Genomic DNA, 25651 nt, shown 5'->3' with positions numbered 1-25651 from the left:
TCGCGCACACCTACCTTTTCTGCTTGGGGTCCAAGACATCCCGCAGCCCGTCCCCGAAAATATTAATGGCGATGACCGTCGCGAATATCGAGAGACCGGGCGGAATCCAAAGCCACGGATGGTCTTGGAAGTCGATCATATTGTTGGCCGCGTCGATCATATTGCCCCATGTCGGCGTCGGTGCCATCACGCCGAGTCCGAAATAGCTGAGAACGGATTCGTACAGGATCGCTCCGCCGATATTTAACGTGGCAATGACGATGAGCAGCGGCACTAAGTTCGGCAGCAAGTGATTGAATAGTTTCCGGCGGTCGCGAAGACCGAGGACGACGGTCGCCTGCATGTACTCCCGTTCCCGCAGGCTGAGCATTTGGCCGCGAACCATCCTCGCTAGCCCCGGCCACCCGACGATGCTGAGCATCAGCATAACGATGTACATGCGGTATTCCGTCGGCACTTTCCACTCCGACAGCAGCGCGCCTAAGATGAACAGAAGCGGCAAGCTTGGAATCGTTAGCAGCAGATCGGCCAGACGCATGATGATCTGATCGACGATGCCCCGATAGTAGCCGGCGATGACGCCAAGCAGCGAACCCACGAAGACGGACAGCACCATCGAAGCGAGGCCGACCGTCAAGGAGATTCTCCCCGCCTGCAGCACGCGGGTAAGCACGTCGCGTCCAAGCGCGTCCGTGCCCAGCCAGTGCTTGAGACTCGGCGCTTTATTCATGAAGGCCATATGGATCTTGTTGTCCGTGTACGGCGAGAACAGCGGGCCGATGAAGCATGCCGCGAACATGAACGCCACGACGACGAATCCGAACACGGCGAGTTTATTCTTGAGCAGTCGCCTTACGGATTGTCTCCATAGCGACGTATATACAGGTTTAACGGGTTTAGGTTCGGACGGCGACAAAGCCGCAATCCCCTCTCTGTGTATCGTTGACATCCGAATGGACCTCCTACAGCCTGACCCGCGGGTCGGCGACATGGTACAAAATGTCCGAGACCAGCGTTCCGATGACGGTCAAAATCGCGATAAACAAGGTGAATCCCATGAGCAGCGGATAATCCCGCAAACTGAAGGATTGCATATAGAGCTGTCCGATGCCCGGCCAGTTGAAGATTTTCTCGATAATGAGCGAGCCGCCGAACAGCGCGGGAAGCTCGAAACCGACCAGCGTAATGGCCGGCAGCAAGGCGTTGCGCAGCGCATGAGTGAACAATACCTTGCGCTCCTTCAACCCCTTGGCGCGGGCCGTGCGGATATAATCCTGCTTGATGACGTCGATCATGTTGCTTCGGAAGTAGCGCGTCAGAGAGCCGACCCCGAGCAGTGTCATGACCATCACGGGAAGAATCATATGGTGAATGACTTCCTTGATGTAAGCCATTCCCGTCGAATTGCTTCCCGTCGTCAGCATGCCGCCCGGAGGGAGCCACTTCCAATCGACGGCCAGCATCTTGATCAGGAAGAGGCCGATGAAGAACGACGGGATCGACATCGCCGCGAAGAGCGCCACCATGACGATCGTATCGAACCACGAGTACTGCTTGTACGCGGCGACGACGCCGACGACGACGGCAATCAGCCACGTCAAGAACGTGGATACGACCGCGAGCAGGAATGAATTCCAGATGTATTGGTTAAACAAAGTGAGCACGGGCTTCTGCTGCGACAGCGAATAGCCGAAGTCTCCGTGGAAGGCGTTCTTCATCCAGATCGCGTACCGTTCGATCACGGGTTTGTTCAGCCCGTAGATCTCCCGAAGCTCCGCTTTGCGTTCCGGCGTCAGCTTGATATTGCCCGTGATGAAGTCGCCCGGCGTCAAGGCATACAGGCAGAAGATCAAGAAGGAAGCCGCGAATAAAATGACGATCATATACAGGATCCGCTTCGTAATGTACGTGCTCATAATCGACTCCTTAACCTGCGATTCCCCGCCCGGAGATCGGCAGGGAATCGCGTTTGATTAGTTCGTTACTATTGGCTCAGCGTCCAGCTCGGCAGGCTTGGAGCAAGGCCGTTGAACGGGCTGACGCTTAGATTCTGAATCCGTCCGTTATAGGCATACACGCTTTTCTTATAACTCGTGAAGATGACCGGCAGCTCGTCGTTCAGCAGCTTGTAAATATCTTTGTACACGGCTTTGCGCTCGTCGATATTCGACGTTGCCAAGCCCTTGTCGTACAACGCTTTGAACGCCGGATTGTCGTAGCCCGGAATTTCGCCGTCGACGAATTGGAGCAGGCCGTCCGACGGATCGGTCAGGAGCGACGTGGAGAAGGAAGCCATATCGTAATCGCCGCCTTCGACCTTGGAGACGAGCGCATTGAAATCCGCGAATACTTCAGGTTCGAATTTGATGCCCAAAGCTTCGTAATCTTCTTTCGCCACGGCAATGAAGATATCGGTTTCCGGCTTCTTGGAGCCCAGGAAGTGAACCGTCAGCTTCTTGCCGTCCTTCTCGCGAATGCCGTCCGCGCCTGCTTTCCAGCCGGCTTGGTCTAATAGTTCTTTGGCTTTCTCCGCATCATACTTGTACGGGTTGATACCGTCTTCCGTATACGACCACGAGATCGGCGAAGAAGGAATGTTCGCGACTTGGCCCGCGCCCTGCGCCGCGTCCACGTAGATGCTTTGACGATCCAAGCCGTAGGTGAGCGCTTGGCGGACCAGCTTGTCCTGCAAGGCCGGATGCTTCAGGTTCAATTGAAGATAGCCGTACGTGCTCGGCGTATAGGGAAGGATATTAACGAAGCCGAGCGCTTTCAGCTTATCGATATTTTCCTGCGTTGCCGTGAAGGATGCATAGTCGACCTCGCCCGTCTCCAGATACTGCCATGTATCGCCTTGGGCTGTCTTATAAATGAAATGCTCCGTCTTCGGTTTGCCGTCGAAATAATTCTCGTTCGCAATCATTCGGACTTCCTGGCCAGGAATGAATTTCTCCAGCTTGTACGGTCCGGTACCCAAGGGGCTTCCGCTCAGCTTCTTCATGTAATCCAGTTGCCCTTGCTTGTAGTCCTTGCCGTAATACGCCTTGGACAGCACGTCCGATCCGAGCAGCGTCAGCGCGCTGGCATTCGGTTTCTCGAGCGTGACGGAAACCGTCTGCGGATCGATGACTTTGATCCCGGAGATGCTGGTCGCCGTCCCGGCTTTATAGGCGTCGCCGCCTTGAACATGCAGACTGTTTACCAAAGAGTCGCCATCGTACGATTTGTCGTATAGAATCGTCCACGTGAAGGCGACATCGTCAGCCGTGAGCGGCGTGCCGTCGCTGAATTTCAGACCCTGGCGGAGATGGTACGTATAAGTCAGGTTGTCCGCGGATACGTCCCATTTCTCGGCTAAGCCCGGAATCGGAAGTCCTTTTTCGTCGACTTTGACAAGCGGCGTGTACAGCAAGGACGAAACGTTGCCATCGTATCCGCTTTGCTGGAAGTACGGCGTGAACGCTCCGCTCGGATCGGTCAAGCCGACGATAATCGTGTCCGTACGCTGCTTGGCGATGTCCGGCAGTTTGGACATGTCCGAAGCGGTGACAAGCCCTGAAGCGTCAGAATCCGTGGCAGGCGCGGCCGTGTTCGCCGAATTGCTCGGGGCAGGCTGATTGGCTCCCGCCGAGTTGGCGGCGCCTGCATTGTCGTTGTTGTTGCCGCAAGCAGATAACAACAATGCGCTTGCAAGTATAGCTGTTGACAAGGTTGCAATTTTTTTCTTCATGATACCCTCCTGGAATGGACTGCTATATGCCGTCTTTTTTTAATTCCGATAGAATTACTTTGCTTTCTTTGTCCTTATTATAAGTATGAATATCGGTTCTGTAAATAGAGAACCGAAAATAATTTCTTTGTATGAAGAATAATACAGAAGTTCATGATCGGCAACTATACTATCAGCGAGAATTCCTATTGTTTTGCGCCGCACAAAAAAAACGCTCCCGCACCGCGGAACTCGCGATGCGAAAGCGTTGATACAACACACGCAGGCTGCCTATCAGCTGCCCTGCTCGATATAACCCATGATTTTGCTGTGAACCTGCTCCAATGCGCTTGTTCGGAGACTGTAGGCCGTAAGCGTCTCGCCCTCGAAGTGCGCCGTCAGCATGCCGGCATGGCGAAGCTTGGAAATATGATCATGGGTAATCCCTTTGGATAATTCCATATGACGCACGATTTCAATGAACGAACGCGGCCCTTGATTGAGATATCTCAAAATCTTCAACCGGCTCTTCTCCGCCAAGCTGCGGATCATGCGGTACTCATGCGGCGTCAGGAAATCGTCGTCGCCTACGTATACTCTGGCGGCATAATGACAGACGGTGACTTTGCCGAAACTGCTGATGACGTTGATCGGCTGAAAATGATATTGCGGCATGAGAACCACCTGCTCGAGCCCGTTCATGGGCGTGAACGACAGCCCGTTCGTCGTCTCGTCGACGAACGCGAACGGATCCGCGGACGGAAGCGCTTGCTTGCGGGCACGCGCTTCTTGGGCGAGTCCCTCGAGGATCAAGGGGTCGACATGCCGAAAATATTGCTCGTGCCACTGCTCGAACAGCATCGCGGTATGATCGCGGAATTCACCCATCTGGTTCGGGAACTGGTTCCCGTAGGGCGACATTAATTCATACAGATCTCCCGGCGTCATCCCTTTGAGCCAATCGACGAAATCGCCGGCGCCTTCCCCGGGGCATAAATGAACGAGCAGATACGTCAGCTTCCAGTCGCCGTCGATCTGAACGCCGTCCAGCAGCTCCGCCAATTCGGGCGTGATCCGTTGACTGACTTGTTTCGCCCAGGACGGGGATAAATCGAGCTTTTTATGCGATTTACGACAAACATAGGCATGCAGGCTGCCCATGATTTCATACAATGGTTTGAACCTCACATCCAAGCTGTACTCCATGTCCGTACGCCCCTCTCTGCCTTTTATTATAGCAATGGATCTTCGATGCGCACCACTTCGAATTTTTGATGCCGCAACCGAATGGTCCCGGTCTCGGCGGCGTAGAGCGTGGAGAGCGGAAGAGCTGCTTGCTTGACTACACGATCGAATGCGATGCCAAGACAGTAGAAAATGAAAGGTCGGTGTAGAATATTTAATTCCGCCTTTTTATGAAACCGTTTACAATAAACGTGTATTTCATTCGAAAAGGAGGGTTTTTATGAAAGCAGCAAGAAGTAAATTCGCACTATTGTTGGCATTATCGCTCATCTTGTCTTTATCCTTCGTACCCGCCAGTCAAGCGGCGGGCAATGGGAATTTCCAGGTCGTAAACGGCAAAATTTACGACCCCAACGGTAACCGCTATGTCGCAAGCGGGTTAGACATGTATCTCAGCGACGGTACCGCCGACCAAGTCCTTGCCATGTTTCCGGGGATCAACTTCATCCGTATCCCTGATGATGGAATGAATGCTCCTTCCTACTTTTCGTCGTTCATCAATACAATGACCGCGCACGGCGTCGTCTGCGAGATCGAATACCATCCTTGGCCGACGATCGATACGAGCAGCGAGCCTAGCAATTACCTTAGTTGGATCAACTCACTCGCGAATTACTATAAGAGCAATCCCTATGTTTGGATCGGCACCATGAATGAGCCCACGAACGCCGCTTTAACCAATGAACACGTTGCCGTTTACAATCAAGTCAGAAGTACCGGCAACAATAATATCGTTGTCCTCTACACCGAGGGAGCGAATGCCCAAACCCCAAGCAGTTATGCTTCGATGCACGGGGTCGTCTGGGATTCACACTTCTATGGCTGGCTGTCCGACTATTCGACCAATGCAAGTACCGTTCAGAATGCCTATCTTAACGGCACCAAATGGATCGGCGGCGTTAACAACGCTCAATTCGGCTCCACGTATTATAGCAGCACCCTCAGCGCCGACGGGGCGATTCCGCTGATCAACGGGGAGTTCGGACCATCGACCGATGACCTGTCGACCGACGCTAACGCGAATCAAGTCATTGATACAGTCTCCAACTGGGCAGTTACCAATGGTTATTCGCAAGGTTATAGCGGCTGGAGCTGGTGGAGACCCGGCAACGGCATGGATAACGTGCAAAATAGCGGCGTGCTGACGACTTGGGGCACGCAGCTCAAGAATGCCATCCAGGCTACGAAAACGTGGTTAAGCAGCCAACCGGGACTTGGTTCGGCGAATTCGCTTGCCAATACCGGTTTCGAGTCGGGCTTGTCCTCATGGGGGACTTGGGGCAGCGCTTCGGCCGTAGCAAGCAATGCCAATTCCGGAAGCTACTCTGTCAAAGTGCCGAGCGGCGGCGGCGTGTATCAGGATATTAATGCAAGCGCCGGAGTCAGCTATAATCTGTCCGCCTACGGCAAAGCAGATGCAGGCGGCGGCAGCGGCGCCATCTATATCAAGGCCAAGAACGCAAGCGGTACCGATATCGCGGGTTCGGAAGTCGACCTCAACATTACATCCTCCAGCTATAGCAAGAAAACGACAACCTATGTAGCTCCTGCCGGTACGGCAAAACTGGAAGTCGGCGCCTGGACATCGTCCGGGACGATCTACTGCGATGATTATTCGCTTACGCCCAATTTACTTGCCAACCCCGGTTTTGAATCCGGCTTGACTTCATGGGGCAGCTGGGGCAGCGTTTCAGCCGTGACCGGAAATGCCAACTCCGGAAGCTATTCGGCCAAAGTTACGAACGGAAGCGGCGTATTCGAACAACTAAACGCTTCTGCCGGAACGACCTATCATCTCTCGGCTTACGGCAAAGCAGACGCAACCGGTGGCAGCGGCGCCATCTATATCAAGGCCAAGAACGCAAGCGGCGCCGATATCGCGGGTTCGGAAGTCGACCTCAACATTACATCCTCCAGCTACAGCCAGAAGACCGCCACTTACGTAGCTCCTGCAGGTACCGCAAAGCTGGAGATCGGAGCCTGGACGTCTTCCGGGACGATCTACTGCGACGATTACGTCATCTACTAATCGGGTATCGCAACCGTGGGGGAATCGTAGCAACAACGAAGAAAGACCAGTATCCATTAACGGATGCTGGTCTTCTTTGCTAAGGAACTGAATCGCGCTTATTTGCTTTCATAACCGCTTTTCGAATTCTAACGAACCACAGCGGCTTTATGTCTGAGAAAACAAGCGAAAAACCCTCTAAATAGCGTGTTTTCTGAAAATAAGGTTTTCTGGGTTCGTTAGATTTTAATTAGGCCGTTTTTGAGCCAAATAAGCTGCATGGGATTCGTTAGCAGGGACAAGGCAGGCGGCTCGACCGGCATACAGCCGGCATACAGCCCTTACTCACGCATGCCAGATACGCGGCATCGGCATCGATTCTTTTCCCAGCTCGGCCCAAGCGTATTTCAGCAGCAGCTCCGTCTTCAAAGCGGCATGCTCCGGATCATCCCATAGATTGCGAATTTCCTCCGGGTCCTCTTCGAGATCGAATATTTCGCCATAGGTTTGATTGTAATACACCGTGATTTTGTAGCGGTCATCGACGTACGTCTTCTGGTGAATGGTCGTCGGCTCATGCCGGAATTCGCAGATGGCATGATCTCTGGCCGTCTCCCGCTCCCCGAGCCATACGCCGCTTTGATTCACGCCCGTCATTGCGGAAGGTACGGGCAAGCCTGCAAGAGACAGGAACGTAGGCGCCAGATCCACCAGCGATTGAATCGCCGGCGATACGCGTCCGGCCGGAACGCGGGAAGGATAGCGGACCATGAACGGAAGTCTGATCAAGTCCTCGTAATGGAAGCCGCCTTTATGCTGCAGGCCGTGCTGACCGAAGAAATGGCCATGGTCCGTCGTAAACACGACAATCGTATTGTCCGCCATGCCAAGCGCATCGAGTTTATCCAATATCCGGCCGATGGCTTGATCCATGCAGCTAACCATGCCGTAATACGTCGCGACCTGTCTCTTGCGCTCTTCGGGAGAACGCTGAACATGGGAGTGGTAGCCATGAATGCCGAATCCCGTTTCGCGCAAAGCGCCGAAATCCGGATCCTCCTCCTGCGTCATTCGGAAATGCGGCGGATTGCGGTCATGCTCGCCCGGAACGGCCTTCGGAATCGTGAGCCGATCCGGATCATACATCGTATCCCACGGTTCGGGCACGAGATAGTCCGGGTGAGGGTCGAAGAAGCTTGACCATAGGAAGAACGGCTCCTCATTCGCCTTAAACTGCTCGAGCAGCGCGTTCGAACGTTCGGCAATCCACGTATTGTAATGGTACTCCTCCGGAATCGGCCATTTGTGCTCGATCGTTTTATCCATCGTCCCTGTCGGAGGAAGGAAGTAATCGCGCCAATTCAAGCAGCCTTTCTCCTCCATCCACAGCACATAATGCTGACCGACATGCGCCTCGTTCGTATGGTTGCGCGCCAATTCCACATGGTCGAATCCGTAGAAGGGGCCATTGAACTGCTTCCAGAACGCCAAATCTTGCAAAATCGGATAGGCCTCTAAGGACGGATACGCATCCGTGTCGATCAGCGGCTGAAAATGCGCTTTGCCGACCAGCGCCGTCCGATAACCGTTAGCGGCGAAATCCTCGCCGACGGTATGCCGGTCTTCCAGCAGTTTGGTGCCGAGCGTCCACGCGCCGTGCTGACTTGGATACATCCCGGTTATGATCGATGCTCTTGACGGCGTGCAGGTCGGATTCGGACAGTACGCTCTCGTGAACGTCGTTCCTTCCTGCGCCAGCCTGTCCAAATTCGGCGTCTGAATTTCCTTATTGAAGGCACCGATCGTATTCCAATGCTGCTGATCGCTGGTAATGAGCAAAATGTTAGGTTTATCCATGCTAGATTCCCCCTGTCAGCCTATTTGCTAATCGCTATCCTGATTACAAGGTAGAGCAATCCGACTCTTTCGGTCAATCCCCCTTCTCCCTTTCCCGCCAACGAATAGCTAGCCCTCCCCCGTCCGGGAGATCCTTCGGAAAAGAGCCGGCGTTATGCCGGCCTGCTTCTTGAACGCATGATGAAAATAAGAAACGCTGCCGAAGCCGCAGCTATCGGCAATATACGAAATCGAATGATCCGAATGCAGCAGAAGCTCCTTCGCCCTGCTCATCCGTTTGGCACATAGATAAGCCGGCAGCGTAAAGCCTGTCACTCTCCGGAACGTACGGCTAAAATGCTCGGGTCCGACCAGTGCCTGCCGGGCCAGCCAGTCCAGCGTCATCCGTTCATCCAGCGGATGATCGTCAATATAACGCAATATTCCATCCATCCATGCAGCGCTTCTCGAAGGGGCCGGCGCCGCAGCTTCGTCCTGCCGGGTCTGCCGGCGGTTGATTGCGAGCAGCAGACGATGAAGCAGCACGACAAGCGCATGACGGCAGCCGACCCGCGCGCCGGACCACTCGCCGTTCATCTCGACGAGCGTGAGCTCGCATAGGCTCAGCTCCTCCCCTGTCAGCCATTGCCGATGCCCTTCGTCCCCATAGAACGGCTGCAGCGGATCGTAATCGCCGTCAGCCGCAAGCATCTTCACGATCGATGGGCGAAATAAAACGACCGAGCACAGAAACGGCCGGCTCTTGTCCGGAGCCGATCGGTGAAGCACGTTGCCGGCAATCGCAAAGACGCTGCCCTTCTTCATCGCGTACCTTTGATTGTCTATATAGAAGTCGCCTTCTCCTTCGTGAACGATGACGATTTCATGCATATCGTGAAAATGAAAGATCGGGGCAGCGAACTCCGACCGGCCTCTCATGCGGTAAGTCAGCCAAAAGGGGAATCCGGAATCGACGCCAATGGCTTCCTGTTCGACCTGCAAACGGCATCCTCCTTATTCGGATGGCGGCCTGGATCGCAATTCGGCCGACCATAGAAAAAAATCAAAAAAACGCATGCGCATATCGTATTATGACAACTGTGTCTTCCAACGTCCCGCTATACTGAATTGGCAGATAGTAAATAGCAAGGAGGAGCTCCATTGAAACCTTACGAAGACATGCAATTGCCCGATCTGCAAACGAGCTATTCCCTCTCCGGTGAGCAGATTGCGCATTACCGCGAGAACGGTCATACGATCGTCAGAGGCGTCGCTGCCAAGGAAGAGATCGTCCCTTACCGGGAAGTGATCCGACAATGCGTGTTGGCCGATGCCAAGCCTATGGAACCGTTGGAAAAACGTTCGACTTACGGCAAAGCGTTCATCCAGGTCGCGAATTTATGGGAGCGCTCGGAGGCGGCCAGGAAATTCGCTTTTGCGCGGCGCTTCGCCAAGATCGCCGCAGACCTGATGGGCGTGGACGGCGTGCGCATGTATCACGATCAGGCATTGTTCAAGGAACCTGGAGGCGGCCATACGCCATGGCATCAGGACCAAGTATTGTGGCCGATCGATACGGGCAAGACGATCACGATGTGGATGCCGATCGTCGATATTCCCGCAGAGATGGGGTCGATGACTTTCGCTTCCGGCAGCCACAAGCTCGGTTACGCCGTTGATCTGCTGATTTCGGACGAATCGCACCGGACGCTCAAGGAGCTGATCGCGGCCAAAGGGTTCCCGGCCGTTACTTACGGTGCTATGGCGGCGGGAGATGCCACGTTCCATGACGGCTGGACGATGCATAATGCGCCGGCCAATCCGACCGGAGATGCGCGGGAAGTGATGACCGTCATCTACGTAGCCGACGGCGCGCGAGTAGCCGAGGAAATCCGCACGCGTTCCCAAGCGCTCGATCTCGCCGGCTGCATACCTGGCGCAGGGCCGGGAGATCTCATTCAAAGCCCGCTCAATCCGCTCTTATACAGCAGGTCTAGTCCAGGCCAATGAAGCATCCACCGGGCTAAAAAGCACGAATCCGGCGAGGCAAAGGTTCCCCTTTGCCTCGCCGGATCGTTACAACTAGAGCAAGATGGCAGTCACCCTGCTCTCCCTCTCCAGAACTCACATATCGACCCGTTCATCGCCGGCCAGGCCGGTATGAAGCGCGCCGATCAGTCCGGCCTCGTCACCCAATTGCGCCGCCGAGACCTTCAGATACGACGCTTGATGCGGACAATGGCGCCCCAGCTCCTGCCTGATCGGCTCGAGCAATAGATCGCCCGCCGCCGCCACGCCGCCGCCGACGATAATCATCTCCGGGTCCAGCGCATACACGAGCCCGGCAAGCTTGCGCCCGATCAAGGTGCCTACGCGTTCAAACAACGTTCGCGCATCCTTGTCTCCTCGCATGCAAGCCTGATAAACCTCTTGTGCGGTAATGGAACCGCTCCGGGCAGCCAAATCGGGGATGCGGCCCGCAAGCACCAGCTCTTCCGCGAGACGGGCAATGCCGGTCGCGGAGGCGATCGTCTCCAGACACCCCGACTTGCCGCAGGAGCATGGCGCCGTTTCTCCGTCCACGATGTCATGGCCGAACTCGCCGGCCAGCCCGTTCGCCCCGCGAACCATCGCGCCATCCGCCATAATGGCTGCCGCGATGCCGGTGCCGATGGTCAGGCAGATCAAGTTGCGGCAGCCCTTGCCTGCGCCGCCGGCCGCTTCTCCCTTCGCATACGAACGCACGTCATGCTCGATCGCCACGGGCACGTTCAGCCGTTTCTTCATCTCCGCCGCCAAGTGGACGTCATGCCAGCCAAGGTTGCTGGCCTCGCGAACGATGCCATGCACCGCATCGATCTGGCCCGGTACTCCGATCCCGACCCGGCGCAGTCTGCCGCCTGCGCTGCGATCGTCCGCCAGCCGGCGCACCTCGTCCGCCAAGCGATCCAGCATCGGCGCAGCACCCGTGATCCGATCCGGCTTGGCCGTCGCGAAACTGCTTTTCATGACCAGCTTCATTTGCTCGTTAAATAGACCGACAACGGTATTCGTCCCGCCGATGTCGATCCCGGCGTATACGTCGCGCATCATTCTCCATCCCTCGACCGTTCCAAGACGCTAACGCGCCATTAAACGTATTTTCGAATAAACTGCACCGCTTCCGCGATATCGCGCGCTGGATCGTCGCCCGTCTCCCGTTCGACCGTCAAATACCCGTTGTATCCGATTGTCCGAAGCGCCGCAAAATAGTCATCGAAGCGGACATGCCCTTGGCCAAGCGGGACTTCCTTGCAGGTTTGTCTAGCCAGCCGCACCTTCTCGCTGTCGGGCGCGTAGCCATGGAAGCCGTATAAGTCTCTCGGGTCGGCCTCTCCGTACCGGACGCCGTCTTTCACATGCGTATGCACGATATAGTCCTTCAGCGCAATGACGCCGGCAGCGGGATCATCCCCGGTAACCATGATCAGATTGGCGGGATCGAAATTAACCGACACGCCGTTGGTGCTCAGTTTATCGAGGAACGACTTCAAATGCGCGCACCGTTCCGGACCCGTTTCAATCGCGAAATACGCATTCAGGCTTCTTGCATACACGCCAAGCTCCTCGCAGGCGCGCAGCATGCTGTCGTAAATTTCGCCGTTCTCGTCGTCCGGCACGATGCCGATATGGGTCGTGACCACGTTCGAGCCCAATTCTAACGCAAGATCGATAATCCGCTTCGACTTCTCGATCTTCTCGGGATTCATATGCTTATCCTGAAATCCATGTCCGCCAAAGTCCCCGCATAGCGCGGACACTTCCAGGCCGAGGGAATTTAGATAGGCCTTCAATTCGTTCCGCGCGGACGGCGACAGCCGGTCGGGAGCCATCTCGCCGTTGACCGCATAGATTTGTACGCCGTCGGCGCCAACCGCTTTCGCTTTGATCAACCCTTCGCGAATGCCGAGATTAAAACTGTCCACCATGACGCCGATTTTATTAGACAATGCCATAATCGTTCTCCTTCTCCGGCTTATATGAGTTCGTTTCGGTAAACTTCCTTGCCTTGCACATAGGTCGCCTTTAGCGATAATTCACTGTCCAGGATAAGGAAGTCCGCATCCTTGCCGACCGCGATCGAGCCTTTCCTGCTGTCCATTCCGCCTTGGCGGGCAGGTACCAGTGTCAAGGAAGGCAGCACCTTCTCGATAGGCAGTCCGGTATATTCGAGGACGTTGCGGAAGGCCTGAATCATCGTCAAACTGCTTCCGGCGAGCGTTTCCGTTCCATCCAAATAAATCGTTCCTTGCGATACCCGCTGTCTTCCGTATAAGCCGTCGGGCAGCCCCGTGCAATGAACGGCATCCGTAACGACGCATACGTTCATTTCGCCCTTTACCTCATAGAGCATCTTCACCAATGCGGGATGGACATGAACGCCGTCTGCGATCAGCTCCGTCGTCAGCTCGGATAATATCAGCCCCGCTCCGGCGACGCCCGGCTCTCGATGGTGAAGCGGCCGCATCCCGTTGAAGTGGTGCGTCGTATGGGTAACGCCGTTTCTGACGGCCTCGGACACTTCTGCGAACGTCGCATCCGAGTGGCCGATCGAGACCGTAACGCCCCGTTCTTGAAGAAAACGAACCAGCTCCATTCCCCCGGAAAGCTCGGGAGCCACTGTAATCAGCTTCAAATGGCCGCCCGCTGCGGCGATATAGCGTCCCATTTCACCAAGGTCCGGCGTTCTCAATTCATGGACCTTGAACGCGCCTTTGCGTTTCTCGTTCAGAAACGGCCCTTCCATATGGATGCCCGCCAGCGCCGCTCCGGACAAGCCCTGCTCCGCCGCTTGCGCCGCGGCTTTCAGGGCAGCGATGTTCCCTTCCTCGCCCGTGCCCGCCCCTCCGGTCGTCGCAAGAAATGCCGTCGTGCCCCGAGAAGCGTGGAACCGGCTCATGCCGTCGAGATGCTCGTACGTTCCCTCCATCACGGCGAAACCGTTCCCGCCATGCACATGGACGTCAACGAACCCGGGAATAATCAGATCCCCATTCAACGGAATGATGCGGGTATTCTCCTCCATGGCTTGAGGAAGCTCCGCGGCAATCGCGCCGATCGTGCCGTCAGGCAGAACAAGCACATGCCCGCCCTCGATCTTTCCTTCTTCGGTGAACACTGTCCCGTCGACATACCAGGTCGCCGGTCTTGCATTCGTAACCTCGCTCACGCAAGCCACTCTCCTTCGCTGCCTTAAATGATTACCGAATCTCCCGCTTCCGACGAACGGCGGATCGCATCGAGCATTCTGACGACTTGGCAGCCTTGATCCACGCCCGACAACGGCTGTTTCCGTTCCCTTACGCAATCGATGAAATGATTGATTTCGCTCTCGTAATTGTCGTTGCCCGCTACCTTGAGCGTGCTGTCGACAGGCAGATGGCTCAGTTCCTTGAAGACGGTGAACGGATCAAGGCTCGCGCCTCCCTTGGTGCCGTACAGCTCGATCTTGATCGTATCGTCCTGGACGCCGTTCATCGCCCAGCTTGCATCGATTGTAAGCGCGGACCCGTTCTTGAAGGTGATGAACGCCGTGCCGAGATCCTCCACGTCGTAGACCGGATCCGCTTTATTCTCGCTGGACAACGCTTCATAGAAGCCGACTCCCTTCGTGTCGTAAGGAGCGATCTTATGGAACAGCTTCCCCAGCGCGCGCTCCGGTTCCGGCATGCCCATCATCCACCAAGCAGCATCGAGCGCATGAACCCCGATATCCATCATCGGTCCGCCGCCCGAGTATTGATTCGATGTGAACCAGCCGTAAGGGACGCCGCGTCGGCGCATGAAACGCGCTTTGGCGTAATAGATATCGCCTAATTCCCCGGATACCGCGATCGCATGCAGCGCCGCGAACGGGTTGCTGTAACGGGCGCTCATGCCGACCATTACGACCCGGTCCGATGCATTCGCCTTCGCGCGAAGCAGCTCCGCATCTTCGACCGATACGGCCATCGGCTTCTCGACCAGCACGTCAAGTCCGCGCTCCAGCGCCAGCAATGCCAGCCGGACATGGCTTTCATTGAAGGTGCAGATGCTGACGGCATCCAGCACGGTTCCCGAGAACATCGCTTCCGCGGAATCGAATGCTTGATTGATCCCGTACTTCGCGGCGATTTCCCCCGCGCGGGCCAAATCGCGATCGGCTACCGCCACGAGTTCCACATGCGGATTCTTCATATAATTAGGCAAATGGCAGGCATTCGCGATGCCTCCTACGCCAATAACACCGACTCTGACTTTGTTCATTCCAATAACACCTCTCATTAATCATCGAATTTTCCCGAAGCCGGTCGTTAGAATAAAGCGTGATACAACGGCATGCCCACGGCAGCGATAACGATAGCCGGCAGCAAATTGCCTACGTTGATTCGTTTAATCTCCAAAATGTTAATGCCGATCCCGATAATCAGCACGCCGCCGACGGCCGTGATTTGCGCGATGACCGCGTCGAGATCCCCGCTGCTGAGCCCGCTCGAGATTAGCGCCGCGGCCAGAGAGAGGATGCCTTCGTACAGAAGAATCGGCAGCGCCGAGAAGACGACCCCAATCCCTAATGTCGATGCGAAAATGATGGCCAGGAATCCATCCAGCATGGCCTTCGTATACAGAATGTCATGATTATGCCGCAAGCCGCTGTCCAGCGAGCCCAGGACAGCCATCGCTCCGATGCAGAAGACGAGCGTCGCCGTAACGAAGCCCTCGGCCACCGAACCCATCTTCGAGTTTTGCTTGTCGCCGCGGACGACGGCCTTCTCGAGCCAGTCTCCCAACTGCTGGAGACGATCTTCGATGCGGAGCAATTCGCCGATAACGCCGCCCGCTACCAGGCTGAAGATCGTTAACAAGATGTTGGCCGGCTTGATCGCCATCGTTATGCCTAATACGGCGATCGACAAACCCAGCCCTTGCATGACCGTTCTGCGAATGCGATCGGATATGCGAGGAACCAGAACGCCGAGAAATCCCCCGGCAATAATCGCGCAGGCGTTCACGATTGCTCCCCATAACACCATAGTTATCAGATTCCTTTCTGAATGCTAATTAAGCCAACCAGTTCGCCGCTCACTGCCAGTCGAACAACACGCCGTTATAATCATCCTTGCGGAAACGCAGCCCCTCGTAAGCTTGAGGAGCTTCTTCCGGCTTCACGACATGGCTAATCAGCGGTTCGATCTGCAGGCGGTTCTGTTCCATGAGGCTGAACACGACCTTGGAGTTGCGGTAGATTGAATGCTTGACGAACTCGTTCGGCATGACGGGATAGCGCCATTCGTGCGCGCCCTTCAGCGTCAAGTCGCCGCCTTGATAGAGATGGCAATGGTTGAGCGCGTTCGTCAAATCCGTCTGATATTCGCCTCGCGGGCTGCCGAGCAGAATCAACTCGCCGGAGCGCTTCACCCAATCGAGCGCGTCTTCGGCCACCTTCGGCACGCCGGTCGCTTCGATCATCGTGGACACGCCTTCTCCTTGCGTAAACGCCATGATCTGTTCCTTGACGCTGCCCTGTCCGATCTGAACGGCATGATTCAACCCGCACTGCAGGGCCATGCGCAGCCGGCTCTCCGACAGGTCTACGCCGATAACGTTGCCGCCTTGCAGCTTGGCAAGTTGGGATGCCATGTTGCCGACCAGTCCCATCCCGCTCACGCCCACGTAGTCTCCGACTTCAATCCGGGAGGAACGGATTGCCGTGATCGCCACCGTTGCCAGCCGCGTAAAAGGAACCCGGCGCGATTCCAGGCCGTTCGGCACCTTCAGGCAGAAGCCGTCCGTCTCCACCACTTCGTATCTGGCATGGTTGCCATGATGGTAGATACGATCTCCGACCTGGAAGCCGTTCGCTTCCGGGCCGAGCTCTACGATCTCGCTGACGGCCGAGTATCCCGGCACGCCCGGCATGAGGAACCAGCTCTCCAAGCCCGACAGGCATGCGAGTTCCGTTCCCGCGCTGATCAATGTATATAATTTGCGAACCAAGGCTTGCTTTCCTTCTAGCCGGCGATCCGCAATGCTGCCATGTTGAACGTCGACTTTCCAGGGTTCCGTAAAGACGATTTGCGTATTTTCCATCGGGTGCATGCCTTCTTCCAATGAGTAATTGGCGTTCTATGAATATCCATCTGCTACCTAACCATCTGCTACCTAACCATCTGCTATATCCTTGGTTTGCAGCCCCTGACTAGCCTTTCACGGAGCCGACAGTGAGACCCTTAACGAAATACTTTTGCAGAAACGGATAAACCAATATGATGGGCCCGATGCCGACGATGGCCATCGCCATTCTTACGGTTTCGGTCGGAATCGTCGCCGCCACTTTTCCCGCTACGGAGGCATCTACCCTCCCCGAGTTTAAATATTGAATATTGTTGATGACCTTGTACATCAGGTACTGCAGGCTGACGAGATGATTGTTGCTGATGAATACCGAGCTCGTAAACCAATCGTTCCAGTAGGTTAACGTTTGGAAAAGGCCGATCGTCGCCATGACCGGCGTAGATAGCGGAAGGATAATTTGCGCGAATATTCGAACTTCTCCGGACCCGTCGATCTTGGCTGCTTCGATCAAAGACCCGGGTATCGTATTGGAGAAGAAGGTCCGCATGATCAGCACGTTGAACGGCACGACCAGATTGGGTATGATCAGCGCCCACAACGTATCTTTCAATCCCGCGACCGAATAGGCCAAATACCAAGGGACGAGCCCGCCGCTGAACAGCATGGTGAAAAAGACGATGAATGCCAGCGCATTGCGGTACGGCATATCTTTGCGCGAGATCGGAAACGCGTACAGCGCCGTTAACAGCAGACTTCCGATCGTGCCGACAACGGTGACCAGGATTGAAATCCCGTAGCCGCGTATGATTTCGCCGGGGTCCTTGAACAAGTAACGATACGCATAATCGGAAAATTGCTTCGGAATAATGTTATATCCGTGCAGCACGATCGCGTGCTCGTTGGTAAAAGACACGGAGATGACGAGCAGCAGCGGAAACAGGCAAGCGATGGAAAGCAGTATGAATAGCACGACCAACAGCGCGTTCGTCAAACGGGAAATCTGATTCACTGCCGAAGCGGAATCTCCCGTGCCCCCGCTCGTGATTTGAGAATCGATATTTGGATTCATGTCCGCCTCCTCCTAGAACAACGCATTTTCTCTGCTTACGCGGCGAACGATGAGATTCGTAGCCAAAACCAGCACCAAGCCAATTACGGCCTGATAGAATCCGGCAGCCGCCGACATGCCGACATTGCCGCTAATTAAGAGGGAACGATAGACAAACGTATCGATAACATTGGTCGTCGGATACAATGCCCCTGTATTGAGCGGAACCTGGAAGAATAAACCGAAATCCGCATTGAAAATTCTGCCGACCTGCAAGATCACCATGACAATGATGACCGGAAGCATTAACGGAAGCGTGATCCGGCGGATTTGCTGCCATTTCGTGGCCCCGTCGATGACGGCCGCTTCGTAATATTCGTGATCGATTCCCACGATGCCGGCCAAATATACGACCATCCCGTAGCCGACGTTCTTCCAGATATTGACCAATGGAAGGATGAAAATCCAATCCTTCGCTTCCGTATACCAGGAGATCGAGGACAATCCCATCGGCTCCAAAATCGCCTTATTGATATAACCGTTTCCTCCGAGAAAAGCATATGCCAAGTAGCTGACAACGACGAAAGACAGGAAGTAAGGAAATAACAGGACGCTTTGAAACATTCTCGACAGCTTCGTGCTTCGAAGTTCATTCAAGGCAATCGCCAGAAAAATAGCAACTACGGTAGTCATCACGATAAACAACAGATTGTACAGCACCGTATTCCGCGTGGCGATCCACGCATCTTCCGTTTGGAACAGGTATTTGAAATTCTCCAGCCCTTGCCAAGGACTTCCCAGGATCCCATCGGCAAAGTTATAGTTCTTGAAGGCAACGATGACGCCGAACATCGGGATATAGTTGTTGAAGATCAATACCGATAAAGGCAGCAGCAGCATCAAGAACAAGGCACGATATTTGACGATGTTTCGGAGAAATTGCGAAGACATCATGAAGCCCACTCCTTTACTCGCTATCTTCCCTAGGGAGGGAAGGCCGGCAATTCCTTCGAACACCGGCCTGATTGTATTCAACGCTGCGACAATTAACCCTTATTCGCCAGGAATGCGTCGATTTGTTTTTGTCTCTCGGCGATGACCTTCTCAAGTCCCGCCTTCTTCATCTTGTCTACGAAATCAGGCAAAACCTTCTCGTAATCGATCGTTCCCGTTGCCAGACCGTCTATATAGGCATTGTAAACATTATTGATTGCGGCTTCCTCGTTCTTGACCGGATCGGCATTAAAGGTAAAACCTACGATCGGGGACGGTTTTGCCGATGCGTTAAAAGCCTTGTACGCCTCCCACTTCTGGGAATCCTCGTTATCCCACAGATAATCGAGGAACTGGTTGCCTTCCTGCCAGCTGTTTCCCGGCGCATAGGCGCTTTGACCCGCTTGCACGCCGTCCGGCAGCTTGATGACATTATCGCTGACCTTCACGAAATGTTTGCCTTCCACGCCGTTGACGAGCGTATTCAGCAATTGCGCGTCCGTGTGCAGCAGATTGATCAGCATCATCGCGCGATCCGGGTTTTTGGACGTGCGTGAAATCGCTGTCATCGAGCCGGACAGATCGGCACTTGTCGTGTAAGGCTCGCTAAGCGCGACTTGCACGAGCGGATGGCCCCACCCTTGGCTTAGCACTTTATCTTTGCCAGGCGTCAACTGTGACCATTCTGCAAAAACGGTACCTGCTTGATCATTAGCCGTGCTGTCCTTCTGCGTGGCAGGATCTTGCTGGAAGAAGCCCTTTTGATTCCATTCCTTCATCGTCTTCAGCAATTGCAGCATCTCCGGCGTCTCCCATTGATCGACAACCTTGGTCGTTCCGTCAAGCGGAATGACGCCCGGAACCGGATCGCTGCCGTTTTGCTCGTATGGGATTAAAGTCGTTACGTTTTTGGAACCCCAGAACGGCACGACACCAGTCTCTTTGTCCTTGATCGTCTGCAGCATCGGTTCCAGATCGGCCAACGTCTTGACGGTGCTAAGATCGAACTGGTACTTGTCCACCAAATCCTTGTTCAGCATGACGCCGAATTGCTCGGCCAGTTCCTTCTCGATCGGAATCGCGTAATTTTTGCCGTTAATCTGCGTGCCCGAGAGAAGCACCGGATTGATTTGCGCTTTCAGTTCAGGCGCATCCTTGTCGAGCAAATCCGTCAAATCCGTGAATGCGCCTTTGGCGACGTTGACGCTGTAATCGCCGCTGCCCGTCCATACCAGGTCGAACGGTTCGCCGGAAGCGACCATCAAATTGATTTTTTGATCCCAGTTGCCCCAGTCGACTGCGTGAATCTTGACCGTTGCATTGATCTTGTCTTTCAGCTGCTTGTTCATCTCTTCTTCTACCGCAGCAACGTCCTTTTGCTCTCCGCCTGGGTAATAAATTGACAGCTCCACCGGATCCAGACTTGGAGCCGCATCTGGCGTCGCGTTGTTTGCTTTGGCGTCTGTCGACGCGTTGTTTGCTTTCGCGTCCGTCGACGCGTTGTTTGCCGTCCCGCCGTTCGTCGCATGAACCGCATTGGCAGCCGAATCGGAATTACTGTCCTTGGAGCACCCGACAAGTGTCGTAGCCATTACAAGCGATACCGCCAGCGCCGTCGTCCCCATCTTCTTGTTGAACTGCATGGAAATCCCCCTCATCAATCTTCGTAGTCTTCTTCGCGTCTTGCACAGTCCCTATTGTAGAGGCATCCATCAACAAGCTAAATAAAATAATCTACGGCGGCATTCAAAATTCTATTGATTTTCCAAAAGCGGATGCAGCGGGTCGAACGAAGGAAACACATAGTGGTCAATATTGATCAATTTGGCGGTTTTAGCTTCGTTAAGCGACTTGTTATACAGCTCCGTTAACGCTTCCAAGGCCGCTTCCGGCTTCTCTACGCCCTCTACGATTTGCCTGTAGACTTTCATCCGCAGCGAATCGCCTATGTTCTTGGGACCGCTCGAAGATGGCGCATCCTGCAAAATAAACTTGGGCTCTTGCGGGTATGGCGATTCCTCCGATCCAGGCAGGAACGCTTCGAATTCGGGCAGCAAAGGCTGATTTCCGGAATCGCCCGTCACGTCCTGACGCGTCGGAATCAAGTTACCCTGCTTGTATAAGGCGCCAAGGAACGACGGAGATTGCAAAAACTCCCACAGCTCCGCGGCTTCCTGCTTATGCTCCGAAAAGGCATTGATGACGAACGGCGGATCAGGATAAATGATCAGTGCGCCCTTGCCTTTGAGGGATGCATCCAGCAGCGGAGGCATCGCGACTCCCCATTGAAAGGCATGCGCATCCATCGCGCTGAACTGCGCGAAATCCCGGTTGCTCATATACATCATGCCGATATTGCCCTGGGCGAATTGCGTCAAGGCCGTGTCGCTCTTCAGCGATATTTCGCCGGGAAACAAGCCTCCCTCCCGCTTCATCGCCAATATCGTTTCAAACCAAGGACGGTAGACGGTGAAATCGTACCGGCCATGCGCAAAATCATAGTAGTCGATGCCGCTGTACGTATTCGCCAGCTCGAGCGGCTGTATGAAGCCGGCCCAATCTTCGCCCGCCGGAAGCGCAAACCCGTATTTCCGATAACCTGTTCCCGCTTTCGTAATGGAATCGGCGCAGACGCGCAACTCATCGAGCGTGGCCGGCGGCTTCCCTTCCAGGCAGCCAGTTCCTGCTTTCAGCAAATCTTTGTTGTACACAAGACGCAGCGTCATCATGCTGGACGGAACCGCGTAGTAGTGTTCGTTTTCCTTCGTATATTCGGCTGCCCAACGCGGAAAATGCTCGCTGATCTTGCCGTCTACGATCTCGGACAAGTCTTGAAGCCAGTTTTTATAGACATACGTCGTCAGCCAATCCGTTCCAATCTGGAACACGTCGGGAGCTTGTCCAGACGTCATGAGCATATTAAGCGTCTCGTCGTATCCATCGGTCGGCAAGGGCATCAGCTCGACTTTGTACGCAGCATGGTTCGCGTTAAAATCATCCAGCTGCCTCTCCAGGTCCTTCGTCGCCGCGGAGGACTGCACGCCTAACTTGATTTTCACTTGCGGCTTGAACGCCTTGTCGGCGTTCTCCGCTTGCTGGCTATTGGCGTCCGTGCAGCCCGACAACCACATGCATACAAAAATCGCCGCCGAAAGCGAGAGAGTGCTTTTCATCATATCCCTATCCCCTTATAATGTTAAAAATACGAATCATTCCGCAATTGTCTTCTCCAGCATCGAAAGGAAGGCTGCAGCCATGCTCCGGAAGCTCGAATCCTTAATGCCGAACGTCAACCTGAAGTACCGATTGCTGCTCTACTTCCTGGTTCTGGTTATCCTGCCGACTTCGATTATTTCTCTGACCATCTACAACGAGTCGTACCAGACGATCACGAACAACATCAACGCCTCCATACAGAAAAACTTAACGATGACGGAAATCGTCATCAACAAAAAGTTCGACGAAATGGGCGACGTGGCGAACTCCATCTATCTGAATCCGGACATGATCGATATTTTGTCGGCGGACCCTCCGTCCGACCAAATCGGCTTCGTGAACGAACTGGCCAATTTGAACAAAATTCTCGACAGCTATGCGAAACCCAACGGCCCCAATGCCCAATTCGTGCCGAAGCTGTACATGTTGAACAGACCCGAATACTTTCAGTATAATTTCTCTCGCAACGTATCCACGATCAGCGAAATCGAAACGAAGCAATGGTACACCGACTTGCCGCCCAAAGCCCGTTATTCCGTTATCGGATTGCAAATCAATACTACGTCCTCCGGCACGGTCTACACGATCAAGCTCGCCAAGCGTCTGTTCGGATTGAAGAACGTCGCTATTCCCTATGTCGGCCTGTTGACGATCGACGCGGATATTAACGACTTCAACAGCATGCTGGACCAGTTGAAACCTTCCGTCCATAGTTCCGTCTTCATCATCGACAGCCAAGCGAACGTCATCGTGAGCCCGGACCTGTCGTTAGTCAGCGAGAGCATGGCGGATTCGCCCTATATCAAAAAGTTAATGAACAGCCAGAGCAACATCGGCTCGTTCGGCGAACGCATCGGCGGACTGTCCGAGCTCGTCTCCTTCCGGCGGATCGACTCGCTGGGCTGGACGGCCGTCTCCATCTCTCCGACCAGCGACCTGAACGGCAAGCTGATCTCGTTCCGGCGGGCGATGTACGCGGTGCTTGCCCTATGCATGGCGCTGGCTTTCGGAATCGCGCTCGTGCTGTCGAACAATATTACGAATCCGATCCGCAAGTTCATTAAGTCGATGTCCTACGCGCAAGAAGGAAATTTCGACATTCAGATCCAATACGCGCGTAAAGACGAGTTTACCTATTTGTTTAGTCAATACAATAAAATGATAATGCAGATCAAAGAACTGATCAATAAATTGTACGTCAGCGAAGTCAAGAAGAAGGAAGCCGAGCTTAAAGCGCTCCAATCGCAGATTAACCCGCATTTTCTGTACAATACGCTCGACTCGATTAACTGGATCGCGCTCCGTCATGACGTGCCCGACATCAGTCACATGGTGACGAGCCTGTCCGACTTTTTCCGGTACAGCCTCAGCAAAGGAAGAAGCATCATCCTGATCGAAGAAGAGATTCGCCAAGTCGAGAGCTACTTGTCGATTCAGAAATTCCGATTCAAGGATCGGCTCGACTACTCGCTTCAGATCGAACCGGAAGTTTACGGTCATTACACGGTGAAGCTGATTTTGCAGCCGCTAGTTGAAAACGCCATCATCCATGGCATAGAGAAGCGCCACGGCAGAGGCTGCATCGATATCCGGGCACGCATGAACGGGGCGTGGATACATGTCGAAATCGCCGATGACGGTATCGGCGCCGATGTAAATGCGCTGAACGCCATGTTGGACGACAATAGCGGGACGAATAAATCCTTCGGAACGGTAAACGTCAATCAGCGGCTTAAGCAGTTATTCGGCAACGAGGCGGGCATTCGTTATTACGCAAGGGACGGACAAGGCCTTATCGTCGTCGTGACGATTCCGGCCGTTACAACCTGGGAGGATGAAGAGGACCATGCTAACGATGATTATCGCTGACGACGAATACAACGTGCGGGAAGGGTTGAAGGAAGTCGTTCGTTGGGAGGAGCTCGGCATTCAGGTGATCGGGGATGCCGCGGACGGCCAAGAAGCGGTTGAGCGATGCCGCGAACTGAAGCCCGATATCCTTCTGACGGATATCCGCATGCCCCTGATGGACGGGCTGGAAGCCGCGATCAAATTGAGAGAGCTGGGCAATCCCGTTCGGCTCATTATCATAAGCGGCGCGGAAGATTTCAATTACGCGAAGACAGCGCTGAGCCTGAACGCGGACGGTTACATTCTGAAGCCGATCAAGATCGCCGAGCTGCAGCAGACGCTCCGCAAGGTCGTTGCTTCCATCCTCGCCGAGCGCGGCCGGGAAGCGCAGACCGAACAGCTGCAGCAGCAGCTGCATCAGAATATGCCCGTGCTTCGCGAGAAATTTCTGACGCAATTAACGCTTGGCATGATGAAGGACGAGGAAAGCGTACGGCAGAAGATGACTTACTTCGCTTTGCCGTTCACGACGGAAGGACCATGGACGGCTGCCGTGCTCCAAATCGACGATTACGAGAAAGCCGTCGAACGCTACAGCGGAACGAATAAACAGCTGCTCAGCTTCTCGGTCAACAATTTGCTGGAGGAGATCGTGTCCCGAAGCGGGAGCTGCGTCACCTTCTTCATGAATGAAAACGAGCACGTCATTCTGTTCAGCAGCGCAGCGCGCGATGATCGCAGCCCAATGAACGTCTGCCGGGAGATGATTCAATGCGTGCATTCCTTCCTGCAGCTGCCCTCTTCGTGCGGAATCGGGAATCCCGTACGGAATGCCACCGATATTTACAACTCCTATCAGGAGGCGCTGGCGGCCATCAAATACCGGTTCTACACGGGGAAAAATTCGGTACTGTCGATCGGGGATTTTCAATCGGACGACCGGTCCGTGGAGTTCCCTCAGCTCTTCGACGCGGAGCAGGATCTGCTCCGGCTCATCAAACTCGGCGATTCGGAACAGGCAGCAGCCAAAATCCGGTTCATCTTCAATACGCTGTGCGACAATAGGCGCTTGCCTGTCGGATACGTCCAGAGCGTCTGCGCCGAGCTTGTCAACGTGGCGGGCAAAGCCGTGCTCGAGCTCGACGAGAACATCCGGCATATCGTTCCGGATTATTCCTCCGTGTTCCACGATATTTACGGCAAGCGGGAAGCAGCGGAGCTGCAGGAGGTTATGCTTGCCTTCTTCGGCAAGCTGACCGCGCATTTCGCCCTGAAGCATTCCCAGAAAAATGCGCGGACCATTCACAAAATCAAGACGATCATCGAACAAACCTACATGAATCATATTTCCCTGACGAAGCTTGCGGAAGAAGTTTATCTATCGCCGAACTACATCAGCTTGATCTTCAAGCAAGAAACGGGGGAGAGCATTACCGAGTATATTACGAAAGTGCGCATGGAAGCAGCTATGGAGCTGCTGAAATCTCCGGATCTGAAAATACTGGAGGTCAGCGAAATGGTCGGCTTCGAGAACGCGACTTATTTCAGCACCGTGTTCAAGAAATACGCCGGCATGCATCCGCAAAAGCATCGTTCGCTGTATCTGAATGAGTAGCTCTGTTTCGTGCAGAAGGAATACAAGACAAGCATA

The 25651-nt window shown here is 54.5% G+C and carries 20 protein-coding genes; 4 read left to right on the top strand and 16 right to left on the bottom strand.

The annotated features are described in order from the left end of the window. Window positions 1-10: 10 nt before the first annotated feature. The 4 genes from opp4C to GZH47_RS23425 form a co-directional block, all read right to left on the bottom strand. A complete protein-coding gene (opp4C, locus tag GZH47_RS23440; RefSeq protein WP_162643451.1) occupies window positions 11-949 on the bottom strand; it encodes an oligopeptide ABC transporter permease in 939 nt (312 codons plus the stop codon). Window positions 950-962: 13 nt separating this feature from the next. After that, a complete protein-coding gene (locus GZH47_RS23435; RefSeq protein ID WP_162643450.1) occupies window positions 963-1916 on the bottom strand; it encodes an ABC transporter permease in 954 nt (317 codons plus the stop codon). Between the two features lie 68 nt (window positions 1917-1984). Beyond that, window positions 1985-3730, bottom strand: a complete 1746-nt coding sequence (locus GZH47_RS23430; RefSeq protein WP_162643449.1) for an ABC transporter substrate-binding protein — start codon at window positions 3728-3730, stop codon at window positions 1985-1987. 273 nt (window positions 3731-4003) lie between these two features. Then, window positions 4004-4915, bottom strand: a complete 912-nt coding sequence (locus GZH47_RS23425) for an ArsR/SmtB family transcription factor (RefSeq protein ID WP_162643448.1) — start codon at window positions 4913-4915, stop codon at window positions 4004-4006. Between the two features lie 259 nt (window positions 4916-5174). Here GZH47_RS23425 and GZH47_RS23420 point away from each other — a divergent pair, with 259 nt between their 5' ends. Continuing rightward, window positions 5175-6983, top strand: coding sequence for a cellulase family glycosylhydrolase (locus tag GZH47_RS23420; protein ID WP_162643447.1), 1809 nt, complete (start codon window positions 5175-5177; stop codon window positions 6981-6983). A 324-nt stretch (window positions 6984-7307) separates the two neighbouring features. Here GZH47_RS23420 and GZH47_RS23415 read toward each other — a convergent pair whose 3' ends face one another. After that, entirely contained in the window at window positions 7308-8819 is a 1512-nt protein-coding gene (locus GZH47_RS23415) for a sulfatase family protein (RefSeq protein ID WP_162643446.1), read from the bottom strand. 108 nt (window positions 8820-8927) lie between these two features. Beyond that, the gene (locus tag GZH47_RS23410) at window positions 8928-9800 is read right to left on the bottom strand and encodes an AraC family transcriptional regulator (protein ID WP_162643445.1); all 873 of its coding nucleotides are present in this window, start codon (window positions 9798-9800) and stop codon (window positions 8928-8930) included. A gap of 159 nt (window positions 9801-9959) precedes the next feature. On the opposite strand from GZH47_RS23410, the gene GZH47_RS23405 reads away from it, so the two are divergent. Beyond that, a complete protein-coding gene (locus tag GZH47_RS23405) occupies window positions 9960-10808 on the top strand; it encodes a phytanoyl-CoA dioxygenase family protein (RefSeq protein ID WP_225446174.1) in 849 nt (282 codons plus the stop codon). Between the two features lie 114 nt (window positions 10809-10922). On the opposite strand, the gene GZH47_RS23400 is transcribed toward GZH47_RS23405, so the two are convergent. The 10 genes from GZH47_RS23400 to GZH47_RS23355 all read right to left on the bottom strand — a co-directional run bounded on the left by GZH47_RS23400 (window position 10923) and on the right by GZH47_RS23355 (window position 22109). Then, entirely contained in the window at window positions 10923-11891 is a 969-nt protein-coding gene (locus tag GZH47_RS23400; RefSeq protein ID WP_162643444.1) for an ROK family protein, read from the bottom strand. A gap of 38 nt (window positions 11892-11929) precedes the next feature. Next, window positions 11930-12793, bottom strand: a complete 864-nt coding sequence (locus tag GZH47_RS23395) for a sugar phosphate isomerase/epimerase family protein (protein WP_162643443.1) — start codon at window positions 12791-12793, stop codon at window positions 11930-11932. A 20-nt stretch (window positions 12794-12813) separates the two neighbouring features. Further along, window positions 12814-14007, bottom strand: coding sequence for an N-acetylglucosamine-6-phosphate deacetylase (gene nagA / locus GZH47_RS23390; RefSeq protein ID WP_162643442.1), 1194 nt, complete (start codon window positions 14005-14007; stop codon window positions 12814-12816). A gap of 23 nt (window positions 14008-14030) precedes the next feature. Then, window positions 14031-15083 (bottom strand): Gfo/Idh/MocA family protein, encoded by a 1053-nt coding sequence (locus GZH47_RS23385; protein ID WP_162643441.1) that lies wholly within the window; start codon window positions 15081-15083, stop codon window positions 14031-14033. A gap of 47 nt (window positions 15084-15130) precedes the next feature. After that, window positions 15131-15850 carry a DUF554 domain-containing protein gene (locus GZH47_RS23380; RefSeq protein WP_162643440.1) on the bottom strand — a complete coding sequence of 240 codons (720 nt, stop codon included), beginning with the start codon at window positions 15848-15850 and terminating at the stop codon, window positions 15131-15133. A 49-nt stretch (window positions 15851-15899) separates the two neighbouring features. Continuing rightward, window positions 15900-16907 carry a zinc-dependent alcohol dehydrogenase gene (locus tag GZH47_RS23375; RefSeq protein ID WP_162643439.1) on the bottom strand — a complete coding sequence of 336 codons (1008 nt, stop codon included), beginning with the start codon at window positions 16905-16907 and terminating at the stop codon, window positions 15900-15902. Window positions 16908-17016: 109 nt separating this feature from the next. After that, complete coding sequence (locus GZH47_RS23370) at window positions 17017-17961, bottom strand: carbohydrate ABC transporter permease (RefSeq protein WP_162643438.1); 945 nt, start codon at window positions 17959-17961, stop codon at window positions 17017-17019. Between the two features lie 12 nt (window positions 17962-17973). Further along, window positions 17974-18894 (bottom strand): ABC transporter permease, encoded by a 921-nt coding sequence (locus tag GZH47_RS23365; protein WP_162643437.1) that lies wholly within the window; start codon window positions 18892-18894, stop codon window positions 17974-17976. Window positions 18895-18986: 92 nt separating this feature from the next. Then, a complete protein-coding gene (locus tag GZH47_RS23360; protein ID WP_162643436.1) occupies window positions 18987-20576 on the bottom strand; it encodes an ABC transporter substrate-binding protein in 1590 nt (529 codons plus the stop codon). A 111-nt stretch (window positions 20577-20687) separates the two neighbouring features. After that, window positions 20688-22109, bottom strand: a complete 1422-nt coding sequence (locus tag GZH47_RS23355) for an ABC transporter substrate-binding protein (RefSeq protein ID WP_162643435.1) — start codon at window positions 22107-22109, stop codon at window positions 20688-20690. 79 nt (window positions 22110-22188) lie between these two features. Between GZH47_RS23355 and GZH47_RS23350 the strand changes: the two genes are divergently transcribed. Together GZH47_RS23350 and GZH47_RS23345 are read left to right on the top strand one after the other, a co-directional pair. Continuing rightward, window positions 22189-24018 (top strand): sensor histidine kinase, encoded by a 1830-nt coding sequence (locus GZH47_RS23350; protein WP_162643433.1) that lies wholly within the window; start codon window positions 22189-22191, stop codon window positions 24016-24018. After that, window positions 23996-25615 (top strand): response regulator, encoded by a 1620-nt coding sequence (locus GZH47_RS23345; RefSeq protein WP_162643432.1) that lies wholly within the window; start codon window positions 23996-23998, stop codon window positions 25613-25615. The genes GZH47_RS23350 and GZH47_RS23345 overlap by 23 nt, the downstream gene beginning before the upstream one ends. The last annotated feature ends 36 nt before the right edge of the window (window positions 25616-25651 follow it).

The organism is Paenibacillus rhizovicinus (assembly GCF_010365285.1).
Lineage (GTDB): Bacteria > Bacillota > Bacilli > Paenibacillales > Paenibacillaceae > Paenibacillus_Z > Paenibacillus_Z rhizovicinus.
The sequence above is the reverse complement of the archived record's forward strand: the minus strand, read 5'-3'. Positions and strand labels throughout refer to the sequence as shown.